19 protein-coding genes are annotated in these 21,867 nt (G+C 68.7%); 12 read left to right on the forward strand and 7 right to left on the reverse strand.

Annotated elements, in window-relative coordinates:
• The first annotated feature begins 77 nt into the window (after positions 1-77).
• The 6 genes from DO944_RS03930 (at position 78) to lnt (ending at position 7,168) form a co-directional block, all read left to right on the forward strand.
• Positions 78-1,016, forward strand: coding sequence for a YafY family protein (locus DO944_RS03930; RefSeq protein ID WP_112615161.1), 939 nt, complete (start codon positions 78-80; stop codon positions 1,014-1,016).
• Positions 1,013-1,972 (forward strand): YafY family protein, encoded by a 960-nt coding sequence (locus DO944_RS03935; RefSeq protein WP_112614792.1) that lies wholly within the window; start codon positions 1,013-1,015, stop codon positions 1,970-1,972. Before DO944_RS03930 ends, DO944_RS03935 begins: the two co-directional genes overlap by 4 nt.
• 60 nt (positions 1,973-2,032) lie before the next feature.
• Positions 2,033-2,281, forward strand: coding sequence for a twin-arginine translocase TatA/TatE family subunit (locus DO944_RS03940; protein ID WP_181574133.1), 249 nt, complete (start codon positions 2,033-2,035; stop codon positions 2,279-2,281).
• Positions 2,282-2,347: 66 nt separating this feature from the next.
• On the forward strand, positions 2,348-3,127 hold the full coding sequence (gene tatC, locus DO944_RS03945) for a twin-arginine translocase subunit TatC (protein WP_112615165.1): 780 nt from the start codon (positions 2,348-2,350) through the stop codon (positions 3,125-3,127).
• Positions 3,124-5,598, forward strand: a complete 2,475-nt coding sequence (locus tag DO944_RS03950) for a DEAD/DEAH box helicase (protein ID WP_396652011.1) — start codon at positions 3,124-3,126, stop codon at positions 5,596-5,598. The genes tatC and DO944_RS03950 overlap by 4 nt, the downstream gene beginning before the upstream one ends.
• On the forward strand, positions 5,558-7,168 hold the full coding sequence (gene lnt, locus DO944_RS03955) for an apolipoprotein N-acyltransferase (protein ID WP_112615169.1): 1,611 nt from the start codon (positions 5,558-5,560) through the stop codon (positions 7,166-7,168). Before DO944_RS03950 ends, lnt begins: the two co-directional genes overlap by 41 nt.
• A 50-nt stretch (positions 7,169-7,218) precedes the next feature.
• Here lnt and DO944_RS03960 read toward each other — a convergent pair whose 3' ends face one another.
• The 4 genes from DO944_RS03960 to DO944_RS03975 form a co-directional block, all read right to left on the reverse strand.
• Positions 7,219-7,581 carry an RNA polymerase-binding protein RbpA gene (locus DO944_RS03960; protein WP_112614794.1) on the reverse strand — a complete coding sequence of 121 codons (363 nt, stop codon included), beginning with the start codon at positions 7,579-7,581 and terminating at the stop codon, positions 7,219-7,221.
• 110 nt (positions 7,582-7,691) lie between these two features.
• A complete protein-coding gene (locus DO944_RS03965; protein ID WP_112614796.1) occupies positions 7,692-8,462 on the reverse strand; it encodes a glycerophosphodiester phosphodiesterase family protein in 771 nt (256 codons plus the stop codon).
• The gene (locus tag DO944_RS03970; protein ID WP_112614798.1) at positions 8,459-9,406 is read right to left on the reverse strand and encodes an SPFH domain-containing protein; all 948 of its coding nucleotides are present in this window, start codon (positions 9,404-9,406) and stop codon (positions 8,459-8,461) included. Before DO944_RS03970 ends, DO944_RS03965 begins: the two co-directional genes overlap by 4 nt.
• Positions 9,399-9,890 carry an NfeD family protein gene (locus tag DO944_RS03975; protein WP_112614800.1) on the reverse strand — a complete coding sequence of 164 codons (492 nt, stop codon included), beginning with the start codon at positions 9,888-9,890 and terminating at the stop codon, positions 9,399-9,401. Before DO944_RS03975 ends, DO944_RS03970 begins: the two co-directional genes overlap by 8 nt.
• A 123-nt stretch (positions 9,891-10,013) precedes the next feature.
• On the opposite strand from DO944_RS03975, the gene DO944_RS03980 reads away from it, so the two are divergent.
• Both DO944_RS03980 and DO944_RS03985 read left to right on the forward strand, forming a co-directional pair.
• Positions 10,014-10,778 carry an SDR family oxidoreductase gene (locus tag DO944_RS03980; RefSeq protein WP_112614802.1) on the forward strand — a complete coding sequence of 255 codons (765 nt, stop codon included), beginning with the start codon at positions 10,014-10,016 and terminating at the stop codon, positions 10,776-10,778.
• 2 nt (positions 10,779-10,780) lie between these two features.
• Positions 10,781-12,763 carry a S9 family peptidase gene (locus DO944_RS03985; RefSeq protein WP_112614804.1) on the forward strand — a complete coding sequence of 661 codons (1,983 nt, stop codon included), beginning with the start codon at positions 10,781-10,783 and terminating at the stop codon, positions 12,761-12,763.
• Positions 12,764-12,775: 12 nt separating this feature from the next.
• Here DO944_RS03985 and DO944_RS03990 read toward each other — a convergent pair whose 3' ends face one another.
• Together DO944_RS03990 and DO944_RS03995 are read right to left on the reverse strand one after the other, a co-directional pair.
• Positions 12,776-13,327: an HdeD family acid-resistance protein gene (locus tag DO944_RS03990; RefSeq protein ID WP_112614806.1), complete on the reverse strand. Its 552-nt coding sequence runs from the start codon at positions 13,325-13,327 to the stop codon at positions 12,776-12,778.
• A 109-nt stretch (positions 13,328-13,436) separates the two neighbouring features.
• Positions 13,437-14,354, reverse strand: coding sequence for an AEC family transporter (locus DO944_RS03995; RefSeq protein WP_112614808.1), 918 nt, complete (start codon positions 14,352-14,354; stop codon positions 13,437-13,439).
• 87 nt (positions 14,355-14,441) lie between these two features.
• Between DO944_RS03995 and DO944_RS04000 the strand changes: the two genes are divergently transcribed.
• The 4 genes from DO944_RS04000 (at position 14,442) to DO944_RS04015 (ending at position 19,838) form a co-directional block, all read left to right on the forward strand.
• Positions 14,442-15,293, forward strand: coding sequence for a phosphatase PAP2 family protein (locus DO944_RS04000; RefSeq protein ID WP_112614810.1), 852 nt, complete (start codon positions 14,442-14,444; stop codon positions 15,291-15,293).
• A gap of 199 nt (positions 15,294-15,492) precedes the next feature.
• The gene (locus DO944_RS04005; RefSeq protein WP_112614812.1) at positions 15,493-18,882 is read left to right on the forward strand and encodes a DUF5979 domain-containing protein; all 3,390 of its coding nucleotides are present in this window, start codon (positions 15,493-15,495) and stop codon (positions 18,880-18,882) included.
• 94 nt (positions 18,883-18,976) lie between these two features.
• Complete coding sequence (locus tag DO944_RS04010; RefSeq protein ID WP_112614814.1) at positions 18,977-19,282, forward strand: hypothetical protein; 306 nt, start codon at positions 18,977-18,979, stop codon at positions 19,280-19,282.
• Between the two features lie 91 nt (positions 19,283-19,373).
• Positions 19,374-19,838, forward strand: coding sequence for a hypothetical protein (locus DO944_RS04015; protein ID WP_112614816.1), 465 nt, complete (start codon positions 19,374-19,376; stop codon positions 19,836-19,838).
• Between the two features lie 13 nt (positions 19,839-19,851).
• On the opposite strand, the gene DO944_RS04020 is transcribed toward DO944_RS04015, so the two are convergent.
• On the reverse strand, positions 19,852-21,753 hold the full coding sequence (locus DO944_RS04020) for an alpha-amylase family protein (protein WP_112614818.1): 1,902 nt from the start codon (positions 21,751-21,753) through the stop codon (positions 19,852-19,854).
• Positions 21,754-21,867 lie beyond the last annotated feature (114 nt).

A 21,867-nucleotide genomic window follows, 5' to 3' on the forward strand; every position in this document is an offset into this window, starting at 1 on the left:
CTAGAATCGAAGGCGTGTCCGTCTCGCCCACTCGCGTTCCGCCCGAGGAACGCCTGGTCAATCTCGTCGTCGCCCTCATGGCGACCGAGCAGGGCGTGACGAAAGACACCATCCTGGGTTCGGTCTCCGGTTATCGAGAGCAGGCAGAAGCGGGCGCCCGACGCGAAGCGCTCGAGAAGATGTTCGAACGCGACAAGGAGAACCTGCGCGGTTTGGGCGTCCCGATCGAGACGATCGGCGACTATGCCGAACCCGACGACCTACGCGAAGCGCGCTACCGGATTCCGCCGACGGAGTACGAGCTGCCCGCAGACATCAGCTTCACCCCAGCCGAGCTCGCTGTGCTGACGCTGGCCGGGGGAGTGTGGGGCGAGCAGACGCTCTCGGCGGGCGCTCGGTCGGGACTGCGGAAGATCCGCTCCCTCGGGATCGAGGTCGATGAGCCGATCATCGGCTTCGCCCCGCGACTCGATCTTCACGACTCGTCTTTCCTGCCGTTGCAGCGCGCCATCGAGCAGGCTCGCGAGGTAGAGTTCGACTATCTGCGCCCGGGGTCGGATCGGCCGCGACGACGACGTGTGCGGCCTCTCGCGCTCGTCGAGTTCGAGGCACGCTGGCACCTGTTCGGGTGGGATGCCGGTGTTGATGCCGAGCGGACGTTCCTGCTGTCGCGCATCGTCGCGGACGTCGTCATGACTCGGCAGAGTTTCGACGCCGCGCTTCGTGCCGGCGCCGGAGAACGCGCCTTGTCGGGACTGCGCGACGTCGCCCGCCGTCAGAGCGCCGACGTCACCGTCGTCCCCGGCACGGAGGCTGAGCTGCGGCTGCGCCGACGCTCTCTCGCCGAGGCCTCGAGCGGACGACGGCTACGCATCCCCTTTGTGGATCTCGAGGTGCTCGCCGACGAGCTCGCCTCCTACGGACCGGAGGTGATGGTGCACGCGCCGGCCGATCTGCGCGACGCGGTCGTGCAGCGCCTCCGCGGTGCCCTTGACCGATCGGCGGTGACGTCGTGAGTGCCCAGCCCATCGTCGCAACCGACCGCGCGGCCCTGATCATGCAGCTCGTTCCGTACCTCATCGCCCAAGGAGAGGTGACGGTGGCCGACGCAGCGCGCGATTTCGACGTCGAGCCGCAGCAGATGCGCTCGATGGTCGAGAAGCTCACCGTGATCGGGCTTCCCGGCGAGGGCGGCTTCTGGCAGATGGCCAACGACCTCTTCGACATCGACTGGGACCTCCTCGACCGCGAGGACCGCATCGTCATCACCAACACCGTGGGGTTGCAGCGATCGCCGCGGCTCACCGCACGCGAGGCCGCAGCGCTGCTCGCGGGTCTGCAGCTGGCGGCATCCGTCCCGGGTGTCGGCGACAGCGGTATCGTCCAGGGGCTCCTCGCCAAGCTCGCGCGCGGGGCGGGCCAGACTCCCGCCGACGTCATCGTCGCCCCGGCGCCGGTCGATGACGTTCGCGAGACGGTGGCGCGAGCGCTGCGCGAGCGCGTCGCCCTGGCGTTCACCTACACAGCACCGGACGGCGCGCCGACGACGCGCACCGTCGACCCGGTGAAGGTGACGATCTCCGCCGGCCGCTGGTACCTGCAGGGATGGTGCCACACACGTCGCGCGATGCGCACTTTCCACCTCGATCGCGTGACCGACCCGGCGCTCACCGAGATCCCCGCCCTTCACTCGACGGAGCCGGTGCCCGAGCTGTTCGAGCCGGGCGACGACGAGATCCTCGCCGAGATCCGCTACCCGCATCATGCGGCGACGATCGTGGGCGAATTCCTGACGAACGCAGAGGTGCGCGACGAGGGCGGATCCCAGACGGCGATGATCCGCGTCGCCGACCCCCGTTCGCTCAAACGACTGGTCGCCCGCAGCGGGGGGAGCATCGAGGTCCTCGCACCGGCCGAGGCCCGCCGCGCCGCCCGCGATTGGGCCCGAGCCGGTCTCGATCAGTACGCCTGAGACGGGCTTCCCGCCGGGTGCGCGGGTTAGACTGTGCGAAACGATCGATGGGGAGACTCAATGAGCAATCTGTTCGCAGGCCCGCACCTGTGGATCCTACTCATCGTCATTCTGCTGCTTTTCGGCGCTGCGAAGCTGCCGGCGCTGGCGAAGAGCATGGGACAGTCCGCCCGCATCTTCAAGGGCGAGATGAAGGCCATGAAGGAAGACGATGCCACGGCCGGCACCGCCGCCTCGACGACCGCTGACGTCGCGCCCGTCGAGAAGCCTGCGGACCCGAAGAGCGGTCCCGCAGCTCCCACACCGTAGCGCCGCGTGGTGACGGCTGAGCGCACGCGCTCAGGGGCGGACGGTGCGCCCCGGCGCGACAAGCGCATGTCCCTCGGGCAGCACCTCGTCGAGCTGCGGCGACGCCTGATCATCTCGGCGCTCGCCCTGGTGGTCTCGATGGTGGTGTCGTTCTTCCTCACCGACTGGATCATCTGGGCGATGACCGAGCCGATCCGTGTCGTCGCGGAGCAGCGAGGCGACACCGAAGCGGTGAAGCTCATGTATTCGACGATCACCGGACCGTTCGACATGCGCCTGCGCATCTCGTTCTCGGTCGGCATCATCCTCTCCGCTCCCATCTGGCTCTGGCAGATCTGGGCATTCCTCATGCCCGGACTGACCCGGAAAGAGATCCGCTACACGGTCGGATTCGTCTCGGCCGCGGTTCCCCTCTTCTTCGCCGGTGTCTACACCGGCTGGCTCGTCATGCCGCACATCGTCGAGATCATGGCGACGTTCTCGCCGGAGGCGTCGGCGAACTTCTACGAGGGCAAGTACTACTACGACTTCGTCTTCAAGCTCCTGCTCGTCGTCGGGGTCGCGTTCATCATCCCCGTGTTCCTCGTCGCGCTGAACTTCGCCGGCATCATGAGCGGGAAGGCGATCCTCAAGGGATGGCGCGTCGCCATCCTCATCGCCGTCGTCTTCTCGGGCCTGGCAACCCCCGCCGCCGACATCGTGAGCATGCTGATGCTGGCGGCGATCCTGACGGTGCTCTATTTCGCGGCCGCGGCGCTCTCACTCCTCCTCGACCTGCGCCGGTCGCGTCGCGCGCCCGAGCTCACTGTCCCCGGCCCGCCCCCGATGACTGATCCCCTTCCGTGAGCGCGTCCAGCCCCGCGGAGCGGTTCCTCGCCGCGCAGTCGGCCCGGGCCCACCCGCTGACCGCGGCGTTCGCCGACATGCAGCGATTCGATCTCGACCCGTTCCAGATCGCCGGATGTCACGCCCTCGAGGACGGGCGGAGCGTCCTCGTCGCCGCGCCCACGGGAGCCGGCAAGACGATCGTGGGCGAGTTCGCGATGCACCTGGCCATGCTCGAGCCCGACACGAAGGCGTTCTACACGACGCCCATGAAGGCCCTGTCGAACCAGAAGTTCCGCGAGCTGGTCGACGTGTACGGCGAGGAAGAGGTCGGCCTGCTCACCGGCGACACGAACATCAACGGCAACGCACGCATCGTGGTCATGACCACCGAGGTGCTGCGGAACATGCTCTACGCCGACTCGCCGGCCTTGCGTGGCCTCCGCTACGTCGTGATGGACGAGGTCCACTACCTGGCCGATCGGTTCCGAGGCGCCGTGTGGGAGGAGGTCATCATCCATCTCCACCGCTCAGTGCGGATGGTGGCGCTCTCGGCGACGGTCTCGAACGCGGAGGAGTTCGGCGACTGGCTCGACACCGTGCGAGGCGATACCGCCGTCGTGGTCTCCGAGATCCGTCCCGTGCCTCTCGAACAGCACGTTCTGGTCCGCGGCGATCTGCTGCCGCTGTTCGACGACCGGGCGGGTGTGGCGACTGCGCAGGTCAACCAGGAGCTGACCCGCCTGCGCTCGCCCCAGGGCCAGCGATACGACGGCAACCGGCGCTCGCACGGTTACCGCGGTGCGGGGGGCCGCGAGGCTCATCGCAAGCACCGTGGCGGACAGGGGTCGGGACGCCCCGCGGCCGCGCAGCGCCTCGAACGCCTCGACCGACCGGCTGTCGTCGAACTCCTGGGCCGGGCCAATCTACTGCCCGCGATCTTCTTCATCTTCAGCCGCGCAGGGTGCGACGGAGCGGTCCAACAGGTGCGCAGGTCGGGTATCCGGCTCACGACACCCGAGGAACGGGATGAGATCCGCGCCATCGTGGATCGCCGCACCCGCGCGCTCGCGCAGGAAGACCTGGCGGTGCTGGGGTTCTGGGAGTGGCGCGACAACCTCGAGCGCGGCGTCGCGGCCCACCACGCCGGACTGCTGCCGGCGTTCAAGGAGGTCGTCGAGGAGCTCTTCCAGCGCAAGCTCGTCAAGGCGGTCTTCGCGACGGAGACGCTGGCGCTGGGCATCAACATGCCCGCACGCACCGTCGTCCTCGAGAAGCTCGAGAAGTTCAACGGCGAAGCACGCGTGGCGATCACTTCGGGGGAGTACACCCAGCTGACCGGGCGCGCCGGTCGCCGGGGCATCGATGTCGAAGGGCACGCCGTCATCCAATGGAGCGACGGTCTCGACCCGCAGTCGGTCGCCGCGCTGGCGTCGCGGCGCACGTATCCGCTGAACTCCAGCTTCCGCCCCACGTACAACATGGCCGTGAACCTCATCGACCGCTTCGGTCGCGACCGCGCACGTGAGATCCTCGAGTCGTCGTTCGCCCAGTTCCAGGCCGACCGGTCTGTCGTCGGCCTCGCGCGCCAGGTCAAGGAGAAGGAGCAGACGCTCGACGGCTACGCCCGCTCCATGACGTGCGAGCGGGGAGATTTCGCGGAGTACTCCGGCATCCGTCGCGAGCTGAGCGACCTCGAGAAACTCAATCGCAACGACCGCACGGCACCGGCACGCATCCGTCAGCGCCGTCAGGACGAGCTGGCCGGCCTTCGCAAGCGGATGCAGCGGCACCCCTGCCACGACTGCCCGGACCGGGAGCACCATGCCCGGTGGGCCGAGCGCTACTGGCGGCTGCGCCGCGACGTGCAGAAGCTGCGGCAGCAGATCGACACGCGCACCGGTACCGTGGCGCGGGTGTTCGATCGAGTCGTCGACGTCCTGACCGCCCTCGACTACGTCTCGGTCGACAGCGACGGCACCACCGCGCTGACAGAGGCGGGCGCCACGATGCGTCGGATCTACGGTGAACGCGACCTCCTCGTGGCCGAGGCGCTCCGCCGGGGCCTGTGGCGCGAGCTCGATCCCGCCGGTCTGGCGGCCCTCGCATGCAGTCTCGTCTACGAGCCGCGCCGCGAGAGCGACGGTCCGGGCGAGTACGGGCTTCCGCGAGGCGCCTTCCGAACGGCACTGGCCGAGACGCAAGAGCTGTGGGCGGTCCTCGACGACCTCGAACAGGACCACCGCCTGCCCGGCACCGAGCCGGTGGCCACGGGCCTCGCGAAGGCCATGCATTCGTGGGCACGCGGCATGATGCTCGATCGCGTGCTGCTCGAGGCCGACATGGCCGCCGGCGACTTCGTGCGCTGGGCGAAGCAGACGATCGATCTCCTCGATCAGCTCTCGCTCGTCGCCGACGCCGATCTGGCGCGGACAGCGCGTGCCGCGCTGGATGCCGTCCGGCGCGGCATCGTCGCATACTCCGGCGTCTAGGCTCGAACACGTGCCCGACTCGTCTCCGGCCGCGGTGCGGCCTCTGATACCGCTGTGGCTGGCACTGGTCGGCGCCGTCGTCGGCGGAGCGGTTCTGGACGCCGCATTCCCCGACATCGGGTGGTGGCCGCTGGCGTTCGCCGGTGTCGCGTTCGCTCTCGTCGGTCTGATCGGGCGCTCGGCGTGGGGTGCGCTCGCGGTCGGGGCCGTCTTCGGAGCGTCCTTCTACTTCATCCATATCTCGTGGATCACCCGTTATCTCGGGCCCATCCCGTGGTTCGGACTCGCCGGCATCGAGACGCTCTTCTTCGCGGTCGGCTCGATCCCCATCGCTCTTGCGTACCGCTGGGTCCCGCGTCTGCTGCCGGGCCAGGGAGCACGACTGATCGCCCTCCCCGCCCTGGTCGCGGGGCTGTGGACAGCGCGCGAGCTCTTCATGGGGTCATGGCCCTACACCGGCTTCCCCTGGGGCCGCGTCGGCATGAGTCAGTCCGAGAGCCCGCTCGCGCACGTCGCGTCCTGGACCGGGGTGGCGGGCCTGACATTCCTCATGGTGTTCGTCACAGCGGCGGTCATCGAGTGGCTGCGCCTGGGCAGGCTGCGCGACCTCCGCACGGCGCTCCCGGCGGCCGTCGTCGCCGTCGCGCTTGTGGCGCTGCCCGCTTTCCCGACGACGGATGCCGGGACGTACCGCGTCGGTTCCGTCCAGGGCGACGGCCCCACGGGATACTTCGATTCTCGCGAGCCCTACGACGTCCTGCGCTCGCAGCTCGCGGCCACACAGCCGATCATCGACGAGCCCATGGATCTTCTCGTCTGGCCGGAGGGCGGCATCGATGCGGACCCGCTGTCGAATGCGTCCGTCGCCGACACGCTCGATCGGCTGTCGGAGCGCATCGACGCGCCGTTGCTGGTCAACGCAGCCACGCAGCGCGGCGACGACATCTACAACACGTCGATGCTCTGGCGGGCTGGCGCCGACAATCCCGTCGCGATCCACGACAAGTCACGCCCGGTTCCCATGGGCGAGTACGTCCCCGACCGGTGGTTCTTCGAGCTGATCGTCCCAGACCTCATCGGTCTCATCCAGCGCGAGTACACACCGGGAACGAACCCGCCCTTCATGGACGTCTCCGGCATCGGCGTCGGGCTCGCGATCTGCTTCGACGTGCTCTACGACGACGTGATCTGGACGGGTGCACGTGACGGTGCGCAGCTCTATGTCTTCCAGACCAACAACGCCGACTTCCGCGACACGGACGAGAATCTCCAGCAGCTCGCGTTCGCGCGCATGCGCGCCATCGAGACCGGCCGAGCGGTCGTGAACATCTCGACCGTCGGCACGAGCCAGGTCATCGCGCCCGACGGCACGGAGATCGACGGCCTGCCGGCGGCGGAGGCCGGTGCGATGATCACCGAGGTGCCGCTGCGCACCGGACTCACGCCCGCCGTCATCGTCGGCGGCGCTGTGCAGGTCATCCTCGGCTGGGGAAGCCTCCTGGCTCTCCTTGCTTGCGGCGTCTCCGTCGCGGTCGCGCGACGACGCTCACGCAGCACGTCCGCGACATGAGAATGCCGCCGGTCCCGAAGGACCGACGGCATTCGCGCGGAGCTGGAGGCTCAGGCGCTCAAGCGGGAGCCGCGGCGCTCGCGGAGCATGGCCAGACGCTCCTCGAGCAGTTCCTCGAGCTCGGGGATCGTGCGGCGTTCGAGCAGCATGTCCCAGTGGGTTCGGGCGGCCTTATCGCCCGAGTGATCGACCTCGACGACGCCCTCGCCTACGCGCAGGAGAGCCTCGGCGCCGCACGCGCGGCACTCCCAGGTCTCGGGCGCCTCCGCGTCGGCGGCGAACGTCATGACGGTCTCGTGCGCACAGCGCGAACACACGTACGTGTGGTTGACCCGGTCGTGGAAGACGACGCCCTCTTCGCTCTGTAGGCTCGAGGCGCCGAGTCGGATGCCGCGCAAGCTGCGGTCTGCCATTGTGTGGTCCTCTCGTCGGCTATCAGTTGTAACGTGCGCGGCTGTGTGCATCATCCGAAGAAGGGATGGTCTTCGGGGTTTCACAGCCGATGTTCAGCGTGTCGGGGTATTCAGCGCTCTTCCGCCACGATGGTCATCGCGCGGTCGGCTCGGTCCGTGACGATACCGTCGACGCCGGCCGCGAGCAGGCGTCTCATGCCGTCCGCGTCGTTGACCGTCCAGACGTGCATCTCGACACCCGCACGGTGGACCGCGCGGATCATTCGGGGGGAGACGATGCGGATGGGCCCCCGACGCTCGGGAACCTGCACCGCGTCGATGCCGCGCAACGCACGACCTATCAACCATGGCACACCTGACGCGACGGCTGCGACGAGAGCCGCGATCCGGATCGTGCCTGCCGACGTCGCGGGGCGTCCCCCGGCAGCGTGGGCGGCGCGGAGTGCGCGTTCGCGTGTGCGGTCGGAGAAGCTGGTGAGCAGCACCCGATCCGCATGCGGCGCCACTAGGCGCCCGACCGTCTCTGCAGCCGATTCGGCTTTGACGTCGAGGTTGAAGAACAGCGTGGGAAACGCGTCGAGGGCTTGTGCGAGCGTCACCAGCCCGCCGCGGTCGGCCATGAGATTCTCGAGCTCGCGGTCTCCGACATCCGCGATCGGGCGCGGATCTCCGGCGACCCGCGAGAGATCGGAGTCGTGGAACAGGATCACCGTCCCGTCCGCGCTCAGATGGCAGTCCGACTCGACGTACCGCACGCCGAGCGCGTGTGCCGCAGCGAAGGCCGCGAAGGTGTTCTCGACGATGCCCTCAGAATCCGCCGGCACGAAACCGCGGTGCGCGAGAACCCGAGGACGCTCCGAGCCGAAGTACGGGTGCGTCACGGCGCGGGAGGCGCAGGACGGTCCGCCGGTGCCGCCGGGCGGTCGTCCCGACGACCCGCGAATCCGGCGCTCATGCTCTTGAGAGCCTCCGTGAATTCGCTCGGGATGATCCAGAGCTTGCTCGACGCGCTGTCGCTGATCTTCGGAAGGGTCTGCAGGTACTGATAGGCCAGCAGCTTGTCGTCGGGGTTGCCGTCGTGGATGGCCTGGAACACCGACTGGATCGCAGCCGACTCGCCCTCGGCCCGCAGGATCTGTGCCTGCTTGTCTCCCTCGGCCTTCAGGATCTCCGCTTGACGGCGGCCCTCCGCCTCCAGGATCTGCGATTGCTTCGACCCTTCGGCGGTGAGGATGGCGGCTCGACGATCGCGCTCGGCGCGCATCTGCTTCTCCATCGAGTCCTGGATCGAGGTGGGCGGGTCGATCGCCTTGAGCTCGACGCGCGAGACGCGGATGCCCCACTTGCCGGTCGCCTCGTCGAGCACGATGCGCAGCTGACCGTTGATGTTGTCGCGGCTCGTCAGCGCTTCTTCCAGATTGAGACCGCCGACGACGTTTCGAAGCGTCGTGGTCGTGAGCTGCTCCACGGCACCCAGATAGTTGTTGATCTCGTAGGTGGCGGCCCGCGCGTCGGTCACCTGGAAGTAGACGACGGTGTCGATCGAGACGACGAGGTTGTCTTCGGTGATCACGGGTTGCGGCGGAAACGACACCACCTGCTCGCGCATGTCGACGAGCGGCAGCACCCGGTCGATGAACGGCACGAGCAGGTTGAGCCCGGGGGAGAGGGTGCGCTGGTATCGGCCCAGCCGTTCCACGACTCCCGCATAGGCCTGCGGGATGATGCGGATGGCTCGGAAGAGCACGACGATCACGAAGATCGCCAGAACCACGAGAAGCACGATCACGAAGATCTGACCGACGAAAGCGCCGAAATCAACCATGGGTGTTCTCCTTCGGGTCGGGGGATTGGGAGGGGGAACCGACCTCCACGGTGGCGCCCCGCACGGCGCGGACGACGAGACGGGAACCGACGGGGGCCTCGCGAGGCTCGCCCACGAGACGAGCGGTCCACGTCTCACCGTTGTCGAGCTTGACCGAACCGGCGCCGTCGACGAACGGGACGAGGACGCGCGCCCCGAGGCCTGCGAGAGCGTCGACATTGGTCGGTATGTGCTGACTGCTGCGGTGGAGAGCGCGCAGGAGGAGCGGTCGGATCGTGAAAAGGAGCAGGGCCGAGACGGCAGCGGCCGCCGCGACCTGCAGCCACCAAGGGGCGCCGAGAAGATTCGTTCCCAGTCCGCCGACGAGCGTGCCGCCCGCGAGCATGAGGAAGGTGAACTCGAGGGTGAGCAGTTCGACGATCACGAAGAGCAGGGCCAGCACGAGCCACGCTATCCACAGGTATTGCGTGAGATCGGGCAACATCGGCGCTCCTTCGTCCCTCATCCGAACCTATCAGTCGGGGGTTCGATCCGAGCCGGTTGATAGGCTCGTGCGGTGCCGGCGGTCCGCCGTGCCGAGAGCCTTTCTTCCCCGCAGGAGCGCCACATGACTCAGCCCCTTCCCGCCGGAACCCTCACGGGTCGCACGGCACTGGTGACCGGATCGTCGCGCGGAATCGGCGCGGACACCGCGCGCTACCTGGCACAGGCGGGCGCGAACGTCGTCATCAACTTCCGCAACAAGGCTCCCCGCGCCGAGAAGCTGGCCGCGGAGCTGCGCGAGCTCGGCGTCGAGGTCCTCGTGGTCGGCGCTGATCTGACCGACCGCGCCTCCGTCGACGAGATGTTCGCCGCCGTCCGCGAGACCTTCGGCCGCCTCGACATCCTCGTGCTCAATGCATCAGGCGGCATGGAGGGCGGCATGGCCGAGGACTACGCCCTCACCTTGAACCGTGACGCGCAGCTCGGCACCCTCGATGCGGCGCTGCCGCTGCTCGAAGACGGGTCGCGTGTCGTGTTCGTGACGAGCCACCAGGCGCACTTCATCCGCACGACGCCGACGATGCCCGAGTACGAGGCGGTCGCCCTGTCGAAGCGGGCGGGCGAGGACGCTCTCCGCGAGCGCGTGGGCGAGCTGACCGAACGGGGCATCGGATTCGTCGTCGTGTCGGGAGACATGATCGAGGGCACCATCACCGCGACGCTGCTGGAGCGGGCGAACCCGGGCGCCATCGAGACGCGCCGCGAGTCGGCCGGAAAGCTCTACAACGTCTCGGAGTTCGCCGCCGAGATCGCCCTCGCCGCCGTCGAACCGATTCCCGCTGACAACACGCGCCTCGTCGGAGACATCTCGTCCTTCGGCGGCGAGTGACCATGCGCCCCACCGACATCGAGGCGCTGATCGCTGTCGGGCGTCCGACGGTCGCTGCCGACGGTTCCTTCGCCGTGTTCGCGACATCTCGCCCCGACATCGCCGCCGATCGGAACGTGGGGCAGCTCTGGCGCGTCGACCTGCCGTCGGGCCAGCCGCACCGACTCACGCGCGGTGTCGCGGACGCCTCTCCGAGGCTCTCGCCCGACAGCCGACACGTCGCCTTCCTCCGCGGAGACGCTGACGGCAAGCCGCAGATCAACGTGATCGCGGCATCCGGCTCGGAAGCGATTCAGGTGACGGACGCACCCCTCGGTGTCGGGTCCTTCGCCTGGTCGCCCACGGGCGAGCTCCTCGCCTTCACCGCACGCATACCTGAACGCGGGCGTTACGGCACCGTCGACGGGCTGTCTCCCGACGCGGAATCCGCTCGGCGGATCACCGGCATCCGTTGGCATGCGAACGGTCTCGGGTACATCGCGGACCGCCCCGCTCAGGTCTTCGTCGTCGCCGCACCAGACCTCCATTCCGAGCCGACGTACACTCCCGCCCCGGCACCGGATTCCGGCTCCTCGGACGCCCCGCGGAAGGTTCCGGAGCACGCACGTCAGCTCACCTCCGGTGCGCTCTCGCACGACGGAGTCGTGTTCACCGCCGACGGCTCGGAGATCCTCACGACGACGGACGGGATCGAGCACGAGCGTCGGGACCTTCGCTCGCCGCTGATCGCGATCGATATCGACGGAACGGGGGAGCGGGTCGTCGTTCCCGCGACCCTGTCGATCGTCGACGTCACCGTCGCCTCCGACGGCACCATCGCGTTCCTGGCCTCCGACCCGGGCCCGGACGGCACCGACTTCGTCGCGCCCGGCGTCGCGCTCTGGGTGCTCGAGGGTGACGAGCCCCGTCGGCTCACCGATCCCGAGACGATCGACCTCGGCGAAGTGGGCTCGCACATCACGCCGATCGGCGATGACTTCCTGGTGCAGAACCGTACGCGCGGCGAAGTGCACCTGCTGCGGGTCTCGCGCGACGGCGCGGCCACGCGCCTCCGTCGCGGCATGGAGGTCGTCGGCCACGCCGCCGATGCCGCAGGCGAGCGCATCGTCTGCGCCGTAGCCACCAATCGGTCGGCCGGCGAGCTTCTCCTCCTCGACGGCGAAGGCATCGAGGCGCGGTTGCTGACGTCATTCGGAGATGCCGCCAGCCGCGCCGGATTCGTCCTCCCGCGCGAGCTCGAGGTGAACGCACCCGACGGCTACCCCGTACACGGTTGGGTCGCGACACCCAAGGGCGAGGGACCCTTCCCCGTCCTGCTGCAGATTCATGGCGGTCCGTACGCGTCCTACGGCGTGCACCTCTTCGACGAGACGCAGGTCCTGGTCGGGGCGGGCTACGCCGTCGTCTACTGCAATCCGCGGGGCAGCGCTGGATACGGGCGCGCCCACGGCCGCAGCATCCGGGGCCGTATGGGAACCGACGATCTGAGTGACGTCCTCGCCTTCCTCGACGGAGCCGTGGCGTCGGATGCGCGACTCGACGGCGGCCGCGTCGGCATCCTGGGCGGGTCGTACGGCGGCTACCTGACGGCGTGGACGATCGCGCACGACCACCGGTTCGCGGCCGCTGTCGTCGAGCGCGGCTTCCTCGATCCCGAGACGTTCCAGGGAACGAGTGACATCGGCTCGTTCTTCGGTGACGAGTACGTCGGCACCGAGGCGGCCGCGATCCGAGCGCAGAGCCCGATGGCCGTCGTGAAGGACGTCACGACGCCGACCCTGGTGATCCATTCGGAGCTCGATTTCCGGTGCCCCCTGGAACAGGCCACCCGCTACTACACCGCATTGCGCCGCCAGGGCACGGAGGCGGAGCTCCTCGTGTTCCCCGGCGAGGACCACGAGCTCACCCGTTCGGGGCGGCCCCGTCACCGCGTGGAACGGTTCGAGGCCCTCCTCGAGTGGTGGGGACGCCACCTCCCGGCGTGACGACCGTCCCGGTCAGGGCCGGAACGAGAGCCCCCGGATGATGTTGACGATGCCGAGGGCCACGGCCGAGATGCCGAGCAGCCACCAGAGCACGAACACGCCCCACAGCGGTGTGAACAGCAGCATGACGCCGGCAATGATCGAGAGGATCGCGAACGCGATCGTCCACCCGCGCGACGACGACTCGCTCACGACCGACAGCGAGACGGCGCCCTCGACGATCCACATGATGCCCACCAGCACGCCGAGGAACACGGCGAACGACGCGGTGAAGGCTGCGAGGTTGGCGAATGCCACGATGCCGACGATCACGAAGAAGAGGCCGAGCGCGACGTGCCCGACGCGCGCCCAGCCGCGCTTCGTCCGCGAGATGATCCCGAGGGCGGCGTAGACGATACCCGCGATGATCGCGTAGGCGGCGATGATGCCGGTCAGGACCTGCGCCGTGCGACCGGGCCAGATGAGAATGAGCAGGCCGAGGATCAGCGTCAGGATACCGCCGACGATGAACGACGTCCGCAGCGATCTGACGAATCTTCCGGCGATGTTCTCTGCAGTTGCCATGACGGAACCTCCTTCGCGGGAGCGGAGCACCCCCGACACGCCACACGCTAGTGCACCGGGAGGGCGGGCGTCAGAGCCCCGGATGCGGCCCCGCGCGGTGCCGGGCTGATCAGCCGAGGATGAGAGTGGCACCCAGCAGGACGGGGACGCACCCGAGGGTCGTCAAGAAGACCGTGTCGCGCGAGATGGTCTCGCCGATGTCGTAGCGCTGCGCGAAATTGAAGACGTTCTGCGCGGTCGGAAGTGCTGCGAGCACGGTGACCGCCAGGATGTCGGCGGGGGAGAGGTCGAAGACGAGAGCGGCCACGGCCCACGCCACGAGCGGCATGGCGATCAGCTTCAGACCTGCCGCCAGCAGGATGTCTCGCCGACGGCCGGAGGCGGACAGCACGCGCTGTCCGTGCAGCGACATCCCATAGGCGATGAGGAGAACCGGCACGCATGCGTCGGCGATGAGCTGGAGCGGGTCGAGCACGAGAGGGGGCAGTTCCAGCCCCGAGACCGACACGATGACGCCCGCGACCGAGGCGATGACGATCGGGTTGCCGACGGTCCGTTTGAGGATCGGGAGCGGCCGCCGCTGTCCCGTCGTGACGGCCTCGAGGATCGCCATCGTGACCGGGGTGAACACGATGAGCTGCATCAGGATGACCGGCGCCGGCAGCGCGGCTGAACCCAGGAGGTAGAGCGAGAGCGGGATCCCGATGTTGTTGGAGTTCACCTGCCCGGCCGACAGCATTCCGATGAGCGTCTCACCGACCGAACGACGCCACGCGAGTCGAGCGATCAGCGCGTAGACGACGAACATCGACACCGCGGCGATGGCGGAGACGGGCAGCAGTGCCGAGAACAGCGTCGAGACGTCGGCCTGCGAGAGCACGACGAACATGAGGAAGGGCGACAGGACGAAGAAGATCAGTCGCGCGAGCACCGGGCGGCCGTGCGGCCCGAGCAGATCGATGCGGCCGATGACGTATCCGACGATGATCGCGACCCCGACGACGACGAATCCGGTCACGACCTGCACCCTCCGAGCCTAGGGGAGTGGGCGCGTTGACCCGGCTCACAGCCGCCACTTCGTACGGTGGAACGACGGCGAGAGCGAGGTGATCGGATGAGGCGCAACGTGCGTTACCTGCAGCTGGCGGGCGTTCAGCTGGCGGCGATAGCGGTGACGATCCTGGTGTGCGTGTTCACGGCGTCCGGCCAGTACGCGGATCAGGCCGCCATGGTCGCCACGACGGCGTCCGGAAATCCCGTCCTTCGCGCGGCTCAGCACGTCAGCGCGAACTACATCATCGTGGTCGCCGCCGTGACGATGCTCGTCGGCATCACCGCCGCCCTCGTGCGGCGGCGCTTCGCCGAGGCTGCGGCGGCATCCGTGATCTTCGTCGGGTCGAGTGTCGTGACACAGGTGCTGAAGCACGAGGTCATCGCACGCCCGGATCTGGCGAGCGGCTGGGGCGCATATGGCAACTCACTGCCGTCCGGCCATGCCACCATCGCGATCGCCGCGGCGTGCGCCGCATTGTTCGCGGCACCGAACCGGATGAAGTTCGTCCTCGCACCGGTTCTGGTCACCTGGGCCGCCGTCGCTGGCATGGGTGTGATCGCCGCCGGATGGCATCGACCGAGCGATGTCGTCACGGCGAGCCTCGTCGTGGGCTTCTGGTACACGATTGCCGCGCTGATCGTCACGGCGGCGCGTCACCGTCATGGGCAGGCCGCGGCCGTCCTGACCCGTCCGCAGCGCCGGCTGCGCGGTCTCGCACCCGTCCTGGTCGTGGGCGGCGCGATCACGGCGGTCGCGCTCAGTGCGTTCTACGCGTCTGGTTCCGGACGCACGCTCGTCACGGCTGTCTTGACGGTGGTCACGATCATTGCGACGGTTCTCGGTGCACTTGCCGTCAGTGGCGGGATGCCGTCGGCCCGTTCCCGCAGGGCCTCAGTCGCCTCTGCCGTTTGATCCGATAATGCACATTATGTCAGTTCCGCATTGTCGGCCAGCCCCTGGAGCCGAATCGGTCCTCCCCTGAGGTCTGCGCACGGAGGCACGCCTGTCAAGCAACGCTCGAAGCATTCCGCTCGAGGCCGCCACCTGATTGACTGACCCCGCAGTCGATCGTCGATCAGGCGACGGCGTCCGCTTCGGCCGAGGAGCCCCCATGTCGATCGCCGCCACTCGGACCGGACGACGCGTCGGCGCAGCAGCCGTCGTGAGCGCGTCGTTGATCGTCTCGGCCCTTGTTGCACCGCCACTGGAGCCCGCCCACGCTGCGTATCCGGACATGTTCAATCCCTTCGCCATCGCCGGCGGCTACACGGTGTACGCCCGCGAAGACGCCGTTCTGGGCAATGATGAAACCGAAGGCGCCATCGCCGTCGGTGGCACCGCGACGAAGCCCGGTGACGGCCAGTACACGCTCGTGCACGTCGTCGCGGGTACGGCCGACTACACGCTCCCCACTGTGGATGGCGATCCGACCCGATTGCTGGTCGGGGCCTTCGATCCCGGAAGCGGCGGGATCACCGCGATAACGAGCGCGGGCACGTCCGATCCTTCCCTCCTGGGCGACCTGAAGATGGTCGAACGCGACGGGCCGTGGCAAGCGGCGACGCGAGCGGACTGGCTGCGCCTCAACCTGGACGCGTCGCAGCCGGACCGCGCGCCGATCATCGACGCGACGCACCAGCAATATCCCGCCGACGCGGAGCCGCCGACGGGCTCGGTCGGTCGCGGGAGCATCTATACCGCGGACCAGTCGTCGACGGCAGTCGCGGGATATGTCGAGGCTTCCGCCGACGCATCCTACGAGCAGGCCACTGCGTGCCTCGATGCGCTCGGGGATCCCGCGATCGGAGCCGGTCACCCCGTAGCCGTCGTCGAAGACGTCGGAGACCGCATCGTGCTCGGTCCGCTCAGCGCGACACGCCCGAACATCGTCGACTACGACGACATTTCCGGTGCGGCCTTGCTGCAGTTCGCCCCGGGTCCCGAGCCAGGAGCGCGAAACCCGCTCATCATCCGAGTGGCAGCCGGAACATCTGAGGTCATCGGCGCCCGCGTCGACCCGCAGGGCGCCTACTCCCCCTACATCATGTGGGATCTGTCCGCCGTGACCGGGAACGTGTCCGTGACGGCCGCGCAGGCCCGCATCGACGGCTCCATCTACGCTCCGGAAGCCGACATCACCGTCACGGCCTCTCCCCTGGATGGGCAGATCGTCGGCCGTAACGTCACGACGGGCGGCGGCGAGGTCCACTCCTTCTTCTTCGCCGGCGCGATCTCGTGTGACGCTCAGGACGGAACCTTCCGCATCCGCAAGACCCTGGAGGGCATCGATCCCTCCGCGCTCGAGGGCTCGACCTTCGCGGTGAACTACACGGCGACCACGCCGGACGGCGAGGAGCTCGAGGGCAGTTACGAGCTGCCCGCGGGCGGGAGCTGGGTGCCCGCGGGAGAGCAGTTCCCGACCGGGACAGTCGTCGACTTCGAGGAGATCCCGCCGGCTTCTGTGCCGGGTTACGAGTGGGCCGCACCCGTGATAGCCCCAGACCCGCTCGTGATCGCGGCGGGGGCCACGGCGGAGGTCGTCGTGACCAACCGTGCGCTCCCCCTCGTCGGGACGTTCTCGGTGAGCAAGCGCATAACGTCCACGTCCGGCGTCGCGCCCGAGGTGCCGGACAGCTCTGTCGAGGTGGGATGGATCGCTGTGCGGGGCGGAGGCGCGGTCGCTTCCGGCACACTGGACGTGCCGCTGGACGGACGCCCGGTCTCCCCTGACCAGCAGTTCCCGCTCGGCACCCGTATCGCCCTTTCAGAGAACCTCGCGAGCCTGCCAGCCCCCGCGGGGTACCGCTGGACGAGCGCCAGCTGGGACCCGGGCCGCGTGATCACGATCACCGAGGCGGCCACAACGGCTGTCACTCTGACGAACACCGCCGCGCCCGAGGCGGAGCCCCGCACCGTCTCGGTGGTGAAGCACGTCGTCGGCGCGGCGGCAGACCCCCGCTTCGACTACTTCGTGAGCTACAACACCGATCCCGGCGCTGCCGGGGCGGAAGCTCGTCGCACACGTCCGGTCGAGGTGGGCGAAGCGGTCGTCCTGGACGACCTCGAAACCGGCGCTCGGTTCCTGCGCCTCGCGGAGCCGGTCCCGCTCCTCGACAACCAGCCCGTCGACGTCTCCGACTGGGAGCCCCCCGTGTTCCGCGTCGTCGCCGACGGCGTGACGCAGACCTTCACCGCGGCAGGTTACGAGGGGCAGGTGCCCCTCGCGGATGCCGTCGTCGAGATCCCCCTTCCGGAGTCGGGCGACGTCACAGTCGAGGTCACCAACGAGCTTCGCGAGGGAACGTTCGCCGTTCAGAAGCGCTTCGAGGGCATCGTCCCGGACGATCTGCCGGCAGGGACTCTGTTCACGGCGCGGTGGACGGCGACGAGCCCGACCGGCGATGTGACGACCGGGCACATCCGGGTTCCCGCCGACGGATCGCCGGTGTCGCCGAAGGATGCCGCAGGCGACGCTCGCCAGTTCCCTTACGGCACCGTCGTGGAGTTCGCCGAGGCGCCGGCGCCGCGACAGCGCTCGGTGAGCTGGATCTCGGCATCGTTCACACCCGACGCCCTGACGATCGGCGAGGAAGGGGCCGACGTCGCGATTGCGACCCTGACCAACACCGCTGCGTTCGACCGCGGCACCTTCCGGGTCGCGAAGGGCCTCGCGGGAATCACAGCAGACCAGCTGGCAACGGATTCGTTCCTCGTCGGTTATCTGGCACTTCTGCCGACCGGAGCCATCGACACGGGAACCATCGTGCTGCCCGCGAACGGCACCGCGGTGACCCCGCTCGACGACGTCGGGGAGGCGCGCACATTCCCGGTCGGCACCCGGATCGTGCTCGGCGAAGCACCCCCTGACGAAGCGGCTCTGCCCGGCGACTACGACTGGGCGCGCCCGACGTGGTCGCCTTCGCGGTCCGTGACGATCGGTGCGATGCAGTCCACCCCCACGATCACGGTGACGAACTCCGCGGTGCAGTACGCCACTGTCTCGTTGACCAAGGCCCTCGACGATGCCGCAGCCCTGTCGCCGACAGAGGCGCGGTTCGACATCGCGTGGTGGCTCGACGGGCGGCGCCAGCCGGATCTGACCCTCAGGGCCGGCGAGACCATCGTCTCGGACCGGTTCCCGGTCGGGTCGATCATCGAGGCCGAGGAGCCGCGTCCGACTGCCGTGCCCGGCGGCACCTGGCAGGAACCCGTCTGGACCATCGATGGCGCGGTGCTTCCGGTGCAAGCGAACGGCCGGGTGGTCGTGCCGGTCTCCGCAGCCGGGGAACCCGTGATCACGATCGCGCTGGAGAACGTCCTGAGACCTGACCAGCCCGAGCTACCTGGGGAATCGGATCCGGAACGGGACGACACCGGCTCCGGGAATCCTGCCGGCTCGTTGCCCTCTACCGGCGCGAGCTTCAGTCCCGTTCTGCCCGTCGGCGGCATGCTGCTCCTACTTCTCGGAATCACGTTCGTCGCCCGCCGCAGACGCCCGTAGCTGCGTTGCGGGGTCGGACCGCCCGCAGGGACCTCCGCCCGTGCCGATACCGTGGTGCGATGAACACTCCGACCCACCCCCGCGCGGGGCACGCGTGACCGGCGACGCCGCAGCGAAGGGACGACGCGTCACGCTGGATCTCCGCCGACCCGTGCTCCACCTGATTCCCGGCGTGCGCCCGACCATCGTGATCGACGGCCGCGGACAGCCCGCGCAATGGGGCGTCGGCACCTGGCTCGTGCCCGCCGACGAGGCCGTGGAGATCACCGTCTTCCTCTTCAATCGCTTGTGGCGGTTCGGCGAGGCTCGAGTGGTGCTGCATCCCGCGGACACCGGCCTCGCCTACCGCGCTCCCCTTGTCCCCATAGGCCCAGGTCGCATCCTGGCCACCTCCGGATGAACCTCGTCGCGCCGACCTGCATTCGTACCGTCCAACTGGTACAGTAATCGGTCATCCTCGCTCGAATGGAGCGCGACGAAGGGAGACGGCCATGCACATCGCTGGCTTGGATGCCGACATCATCGACGCACTGACGCAGGTCGCGACGCCCGATCACCGGCCCGATGCACTCGCGATCGGCGTGTCGCTCCCCACGTCGTCCGACGCGCTCCCGGCGTGCATCGCAGAGGTCGACGCGCTGCTCGAGCACGAGTTGAGCCGCGTGTCGCCCCGCGTCCTCGTCGCGGTGGTGCACGCGGCCGGGCGGTTGAACGAGGGCCGCGTCTTCGCGAGCGAGCTCATCGATCGTGCGAGCGTCCACTCGAGCAACTCATTGGGCCGTGACCTCACAGCCATCGGCGTCGTGCTCGATGACGAGCAGGACCGCCGCATCGCGGCGCGCCGTGTCGCGGAGCACCTCAGCGGCCGCAGCAACCTCGGTGACGGCACCGTCGTCACCGCGCACGATCTGCGCCGCAGCACGCTGCGCGACCTCATCCTCGAGGACGTCCTGTGATGGTTTGACCCGTTCAGCGTCGGCGCACGCGCAACCAGACGAATCCGTGCGCGGGCAGGACGACGCCACGACCGAGCTCGACCGGCACCCCCCTCACGAGATCCATCGCAGAATCCTCGAGCCCGCTCGTGGTCTCAGGGCGGATGGCCGCCGTCGCATCGCCGACATTGGCGAGGACGAGGACCGCTCCCCCGCCGCCATCCGCCGCCGGACGCATGAACCCCACGACCGCGTCGTGAGGCGTGTGGAACGGGACGAGCGCGTTGCCGGCGAACTCCGGCGTCGCTGCGCGCACCTCGATCAGACCCCGGAGCCTCGTGAACACCCGACCGGCGACGGTCGACTTATCGAAGCGCTGCGCGTATCGCGCGGTCGATCGCAGGGGCCGGTGCGCCCACCGGCTGTCTCCCCGGCGTTCGGGGTCGTCCTGGAACGTGTCGTCGTTGAGCTGGGCGACCTCGTCACCGAGATAGAGCAGCGGGATGCCGCCCGTCGACATCGCCAGCGCATGCGCGAGCACGACCCGGTCTTCGCCCCCGGCATCGCCCGCGGCGATCCCGGCCAGCGAGGCCGTGGTGCCCGCGATCCGGGCGTCACCGGTGCGTGGATTCTCCTGGAACGGGTAGCCGCGCGAGAACGAACCGTCGAAGCGACCGATGTAGAAGTCGTTGAGGAACCGACGGTGCGGACCGCCGTCGATGCCGAAGCGCGCGGCATCCTCGTCGGCGAACGTCCAGCCGATGTCGTCGTGACTGCGGACGTAGTTGACCCACGCCGTCCCGGGCGGCAACGCGTGACGCTCGTCCAGCGCGAGCTGAAGCATGCGCGCGTCACGGGTCGCCAGCGCCTCCCAGGTCAGGGCCATCTGCAGCGGGTTGTAGGAGAGCTGGCACTCATCGGGCGAGATGTAGTCCTGCACTTCGTCGGGATGCACGATCGCCTCGGACTTGAACAGCACCGCCGGCGCCGCGATGCGCAGCACGGCGTTGAACGCCTGGAGCAGCAGGTGCGCCTCGGGCAGCGACTCGCAGGCCGTTCCGAGGCGTTTCCAGATGAAGGCGACGGCATCCATCCGCAGAATCTCGACACCCTGGTTCGCGAGGAACAGCATCTCCCCCGCCATGGCTGTGAACACGTCGGGGTTGGCGTAGTTGAGATCCCACTGGAACCGGTAGAAGGTGGCCCAGATCCACCGGCCATCGGGAAGCGGCACGAACGAGCCCGGGTGGTCGTCCGGGAAGATCTCGCGCGTCGTCCGCTCGTACGCATCCGGGAGCTCGCGGTCCGGGAAGATCAGGTAGAAGTTCTCGTACACCGGGTCGCCGGCGAGGGCGCGCTTTGCCCACTCATGCTCGTTCGAGGTGTGGTTGAAGATGAAGTCGAGGACCAGCGAGATGCCCGCCTCACGCAACTCGCTCGCGAGCGCACGTAGATCGGCCATCGTCCCGAGGGCCGGATCGACCGTGCGGTAGTCCGAGACCGCGTAGCCGCCGTCGTTGTCGCCGTCGGGTCTGTCGAAGAGGGGCATCAGGTGCAGGTAGGTCAGTCCGAGCTCGCGGAAGTACGGAATCATCCGGCGGACGCCGTCGAGGTCACCCGCGAAGCGATCGACGTAGCAGACGCCGCCCAGCATCCTCTCGGACTCGAACCACGCGGGGTCCGCGGCGCGCACGCGGTCGAGCTGCTTGAGCTCGGCGGTGCGCTCTCCCCGGGCATCCAGCGCCACGTCGACGAGGTGCAGGAGCGACTCGAGCCCGTCGGGACGCTCGCCGTAGAGAGCTCGGAACAGACGGTGCAACCGCGGGAACTCGCGGCGAAGGCGCGCGATCGTCTCGCCATCGACCGGCCGTTCGCGACGCGCGACGTGCTCGACGACGATCGCCGCATCGGTCTCGAGCGCGGTCAGCGCGGTCATCGCGGGGCCACCGGAGCACTCATGCACCGCATCATCTCAGAGGACGGAGACGGCGGACACCAAGGCGCGCGCAGCTGGCGTCCGACAGCGGAGTAGCGTAGAGGGGTGACCTCT

Origin of the sequence: Microbacterium sp. SMR1 (genome assembly GCF_003289625.1) — a bacterium.
Taxonomy (GTDB): Bacteria; Actinomycetota; Actinomycetes; order Actinomycetales; family Microbacteriaceae; genus Microbacterium; species Microbacterium plantarum.

Bases quoted from the DNA above. Each gene is read 5' to 3' on its own strand.
- DO944_RS03930 (WP_112615161.1), top strand. From the start codon at position 78: ATGGCGACCGAGCAGGGCGTGACGAAAGACACCATCCTGGGTTCGGTC.
- DO944_RS03940 (WP_181574133.1), top strand. From the start codon at position 2,033: ATGAGCAATCTGTTCGCAGGCCCGCACCTGTGGATCCTACTCATCGTC.
- tatC (WP_112615165.1), top strand. From the start codon at position 2,348: ATGTCCCTCGGGCAGCACCTCGTCGAGCTGCGGCGACGCCTGATCATC.
- lnt (WP_112615169.1), top strand. From the start codon at position 5,558: ATGCCGTCCGGCGCGGCATCGTCGCATACTCCGGCGTCTAGGCTCGAA.
- DO944_RS03960 (WP_112614794.1), bottom strand. From the start codon at position 7,581: ATGGCAGACCGCAGCTTGCGCGGCATCCGACTCGGCGCCTCGAGCCTA.
- DO944_RS03970 (WP_112614798.1), bottom strand. From the start codon at position 9,406: ATGGTTGATTTCGGCGCTTTCGTCGGTCAGATCTTCGTGATCGTGCTT.
- DO944_RS03975 (WP_112614800.1), bottom strand. From the start codon at position 9,890: ATGTTGCCCGATCTCACGCAATACCTGTGGATAGCGTGGCTCGTGCTG.
- DO944_RS03980 (WP_112614802.1), top strand. From the start codon at position 10,014: ATGACTCAGCCCCTTCCCGCCGGAACCCTCACGGGTCGCACGGCACTG.
- DO944_RS03985 (WP_112614804.1), top strand. From the start codon at position 10,781: ATGCGCCCCACCGACATCGAGGCGCTGATCGCTGTCGGGCGTCCGACG.
- DO944_RS03990 (WP_112614806.1), bottom strand. From the start codon at position 13,327: ATGGCAACTGCAGAGAACATCGCCGGAAGATTCGTCAGATCGCTGCGG.
- DO944_RS04000 (WP_112614810.1), top strand. From the start codon at position 14,442: ATGAGGCGCAACGTGCGTTACCTGCAGCTGGCGGGCGTTCAGCTGGCG.
- DO944_RS04005 (WP_112614812.1), top strand. From the start codon at position 15,493: ATGTCGATCGCCGCCACTCGGACCGGACGACGCGTCGGCGCAGCAGCC.
- DO944_RS04015 (WP_112614816.1), top strand. From the start codon at position 19,374: ATGCACATCGCTGGCTTGGATGCCGACATCATCGACGCACTGACGCAG.
- DO944_RS04020 (WP_112614818.1), bottom strand. From the start codon at position 21,753: ATGACCGCGCTGACCGCGCTCGAGACCGATGCGGCGATCGTCGTCGAG.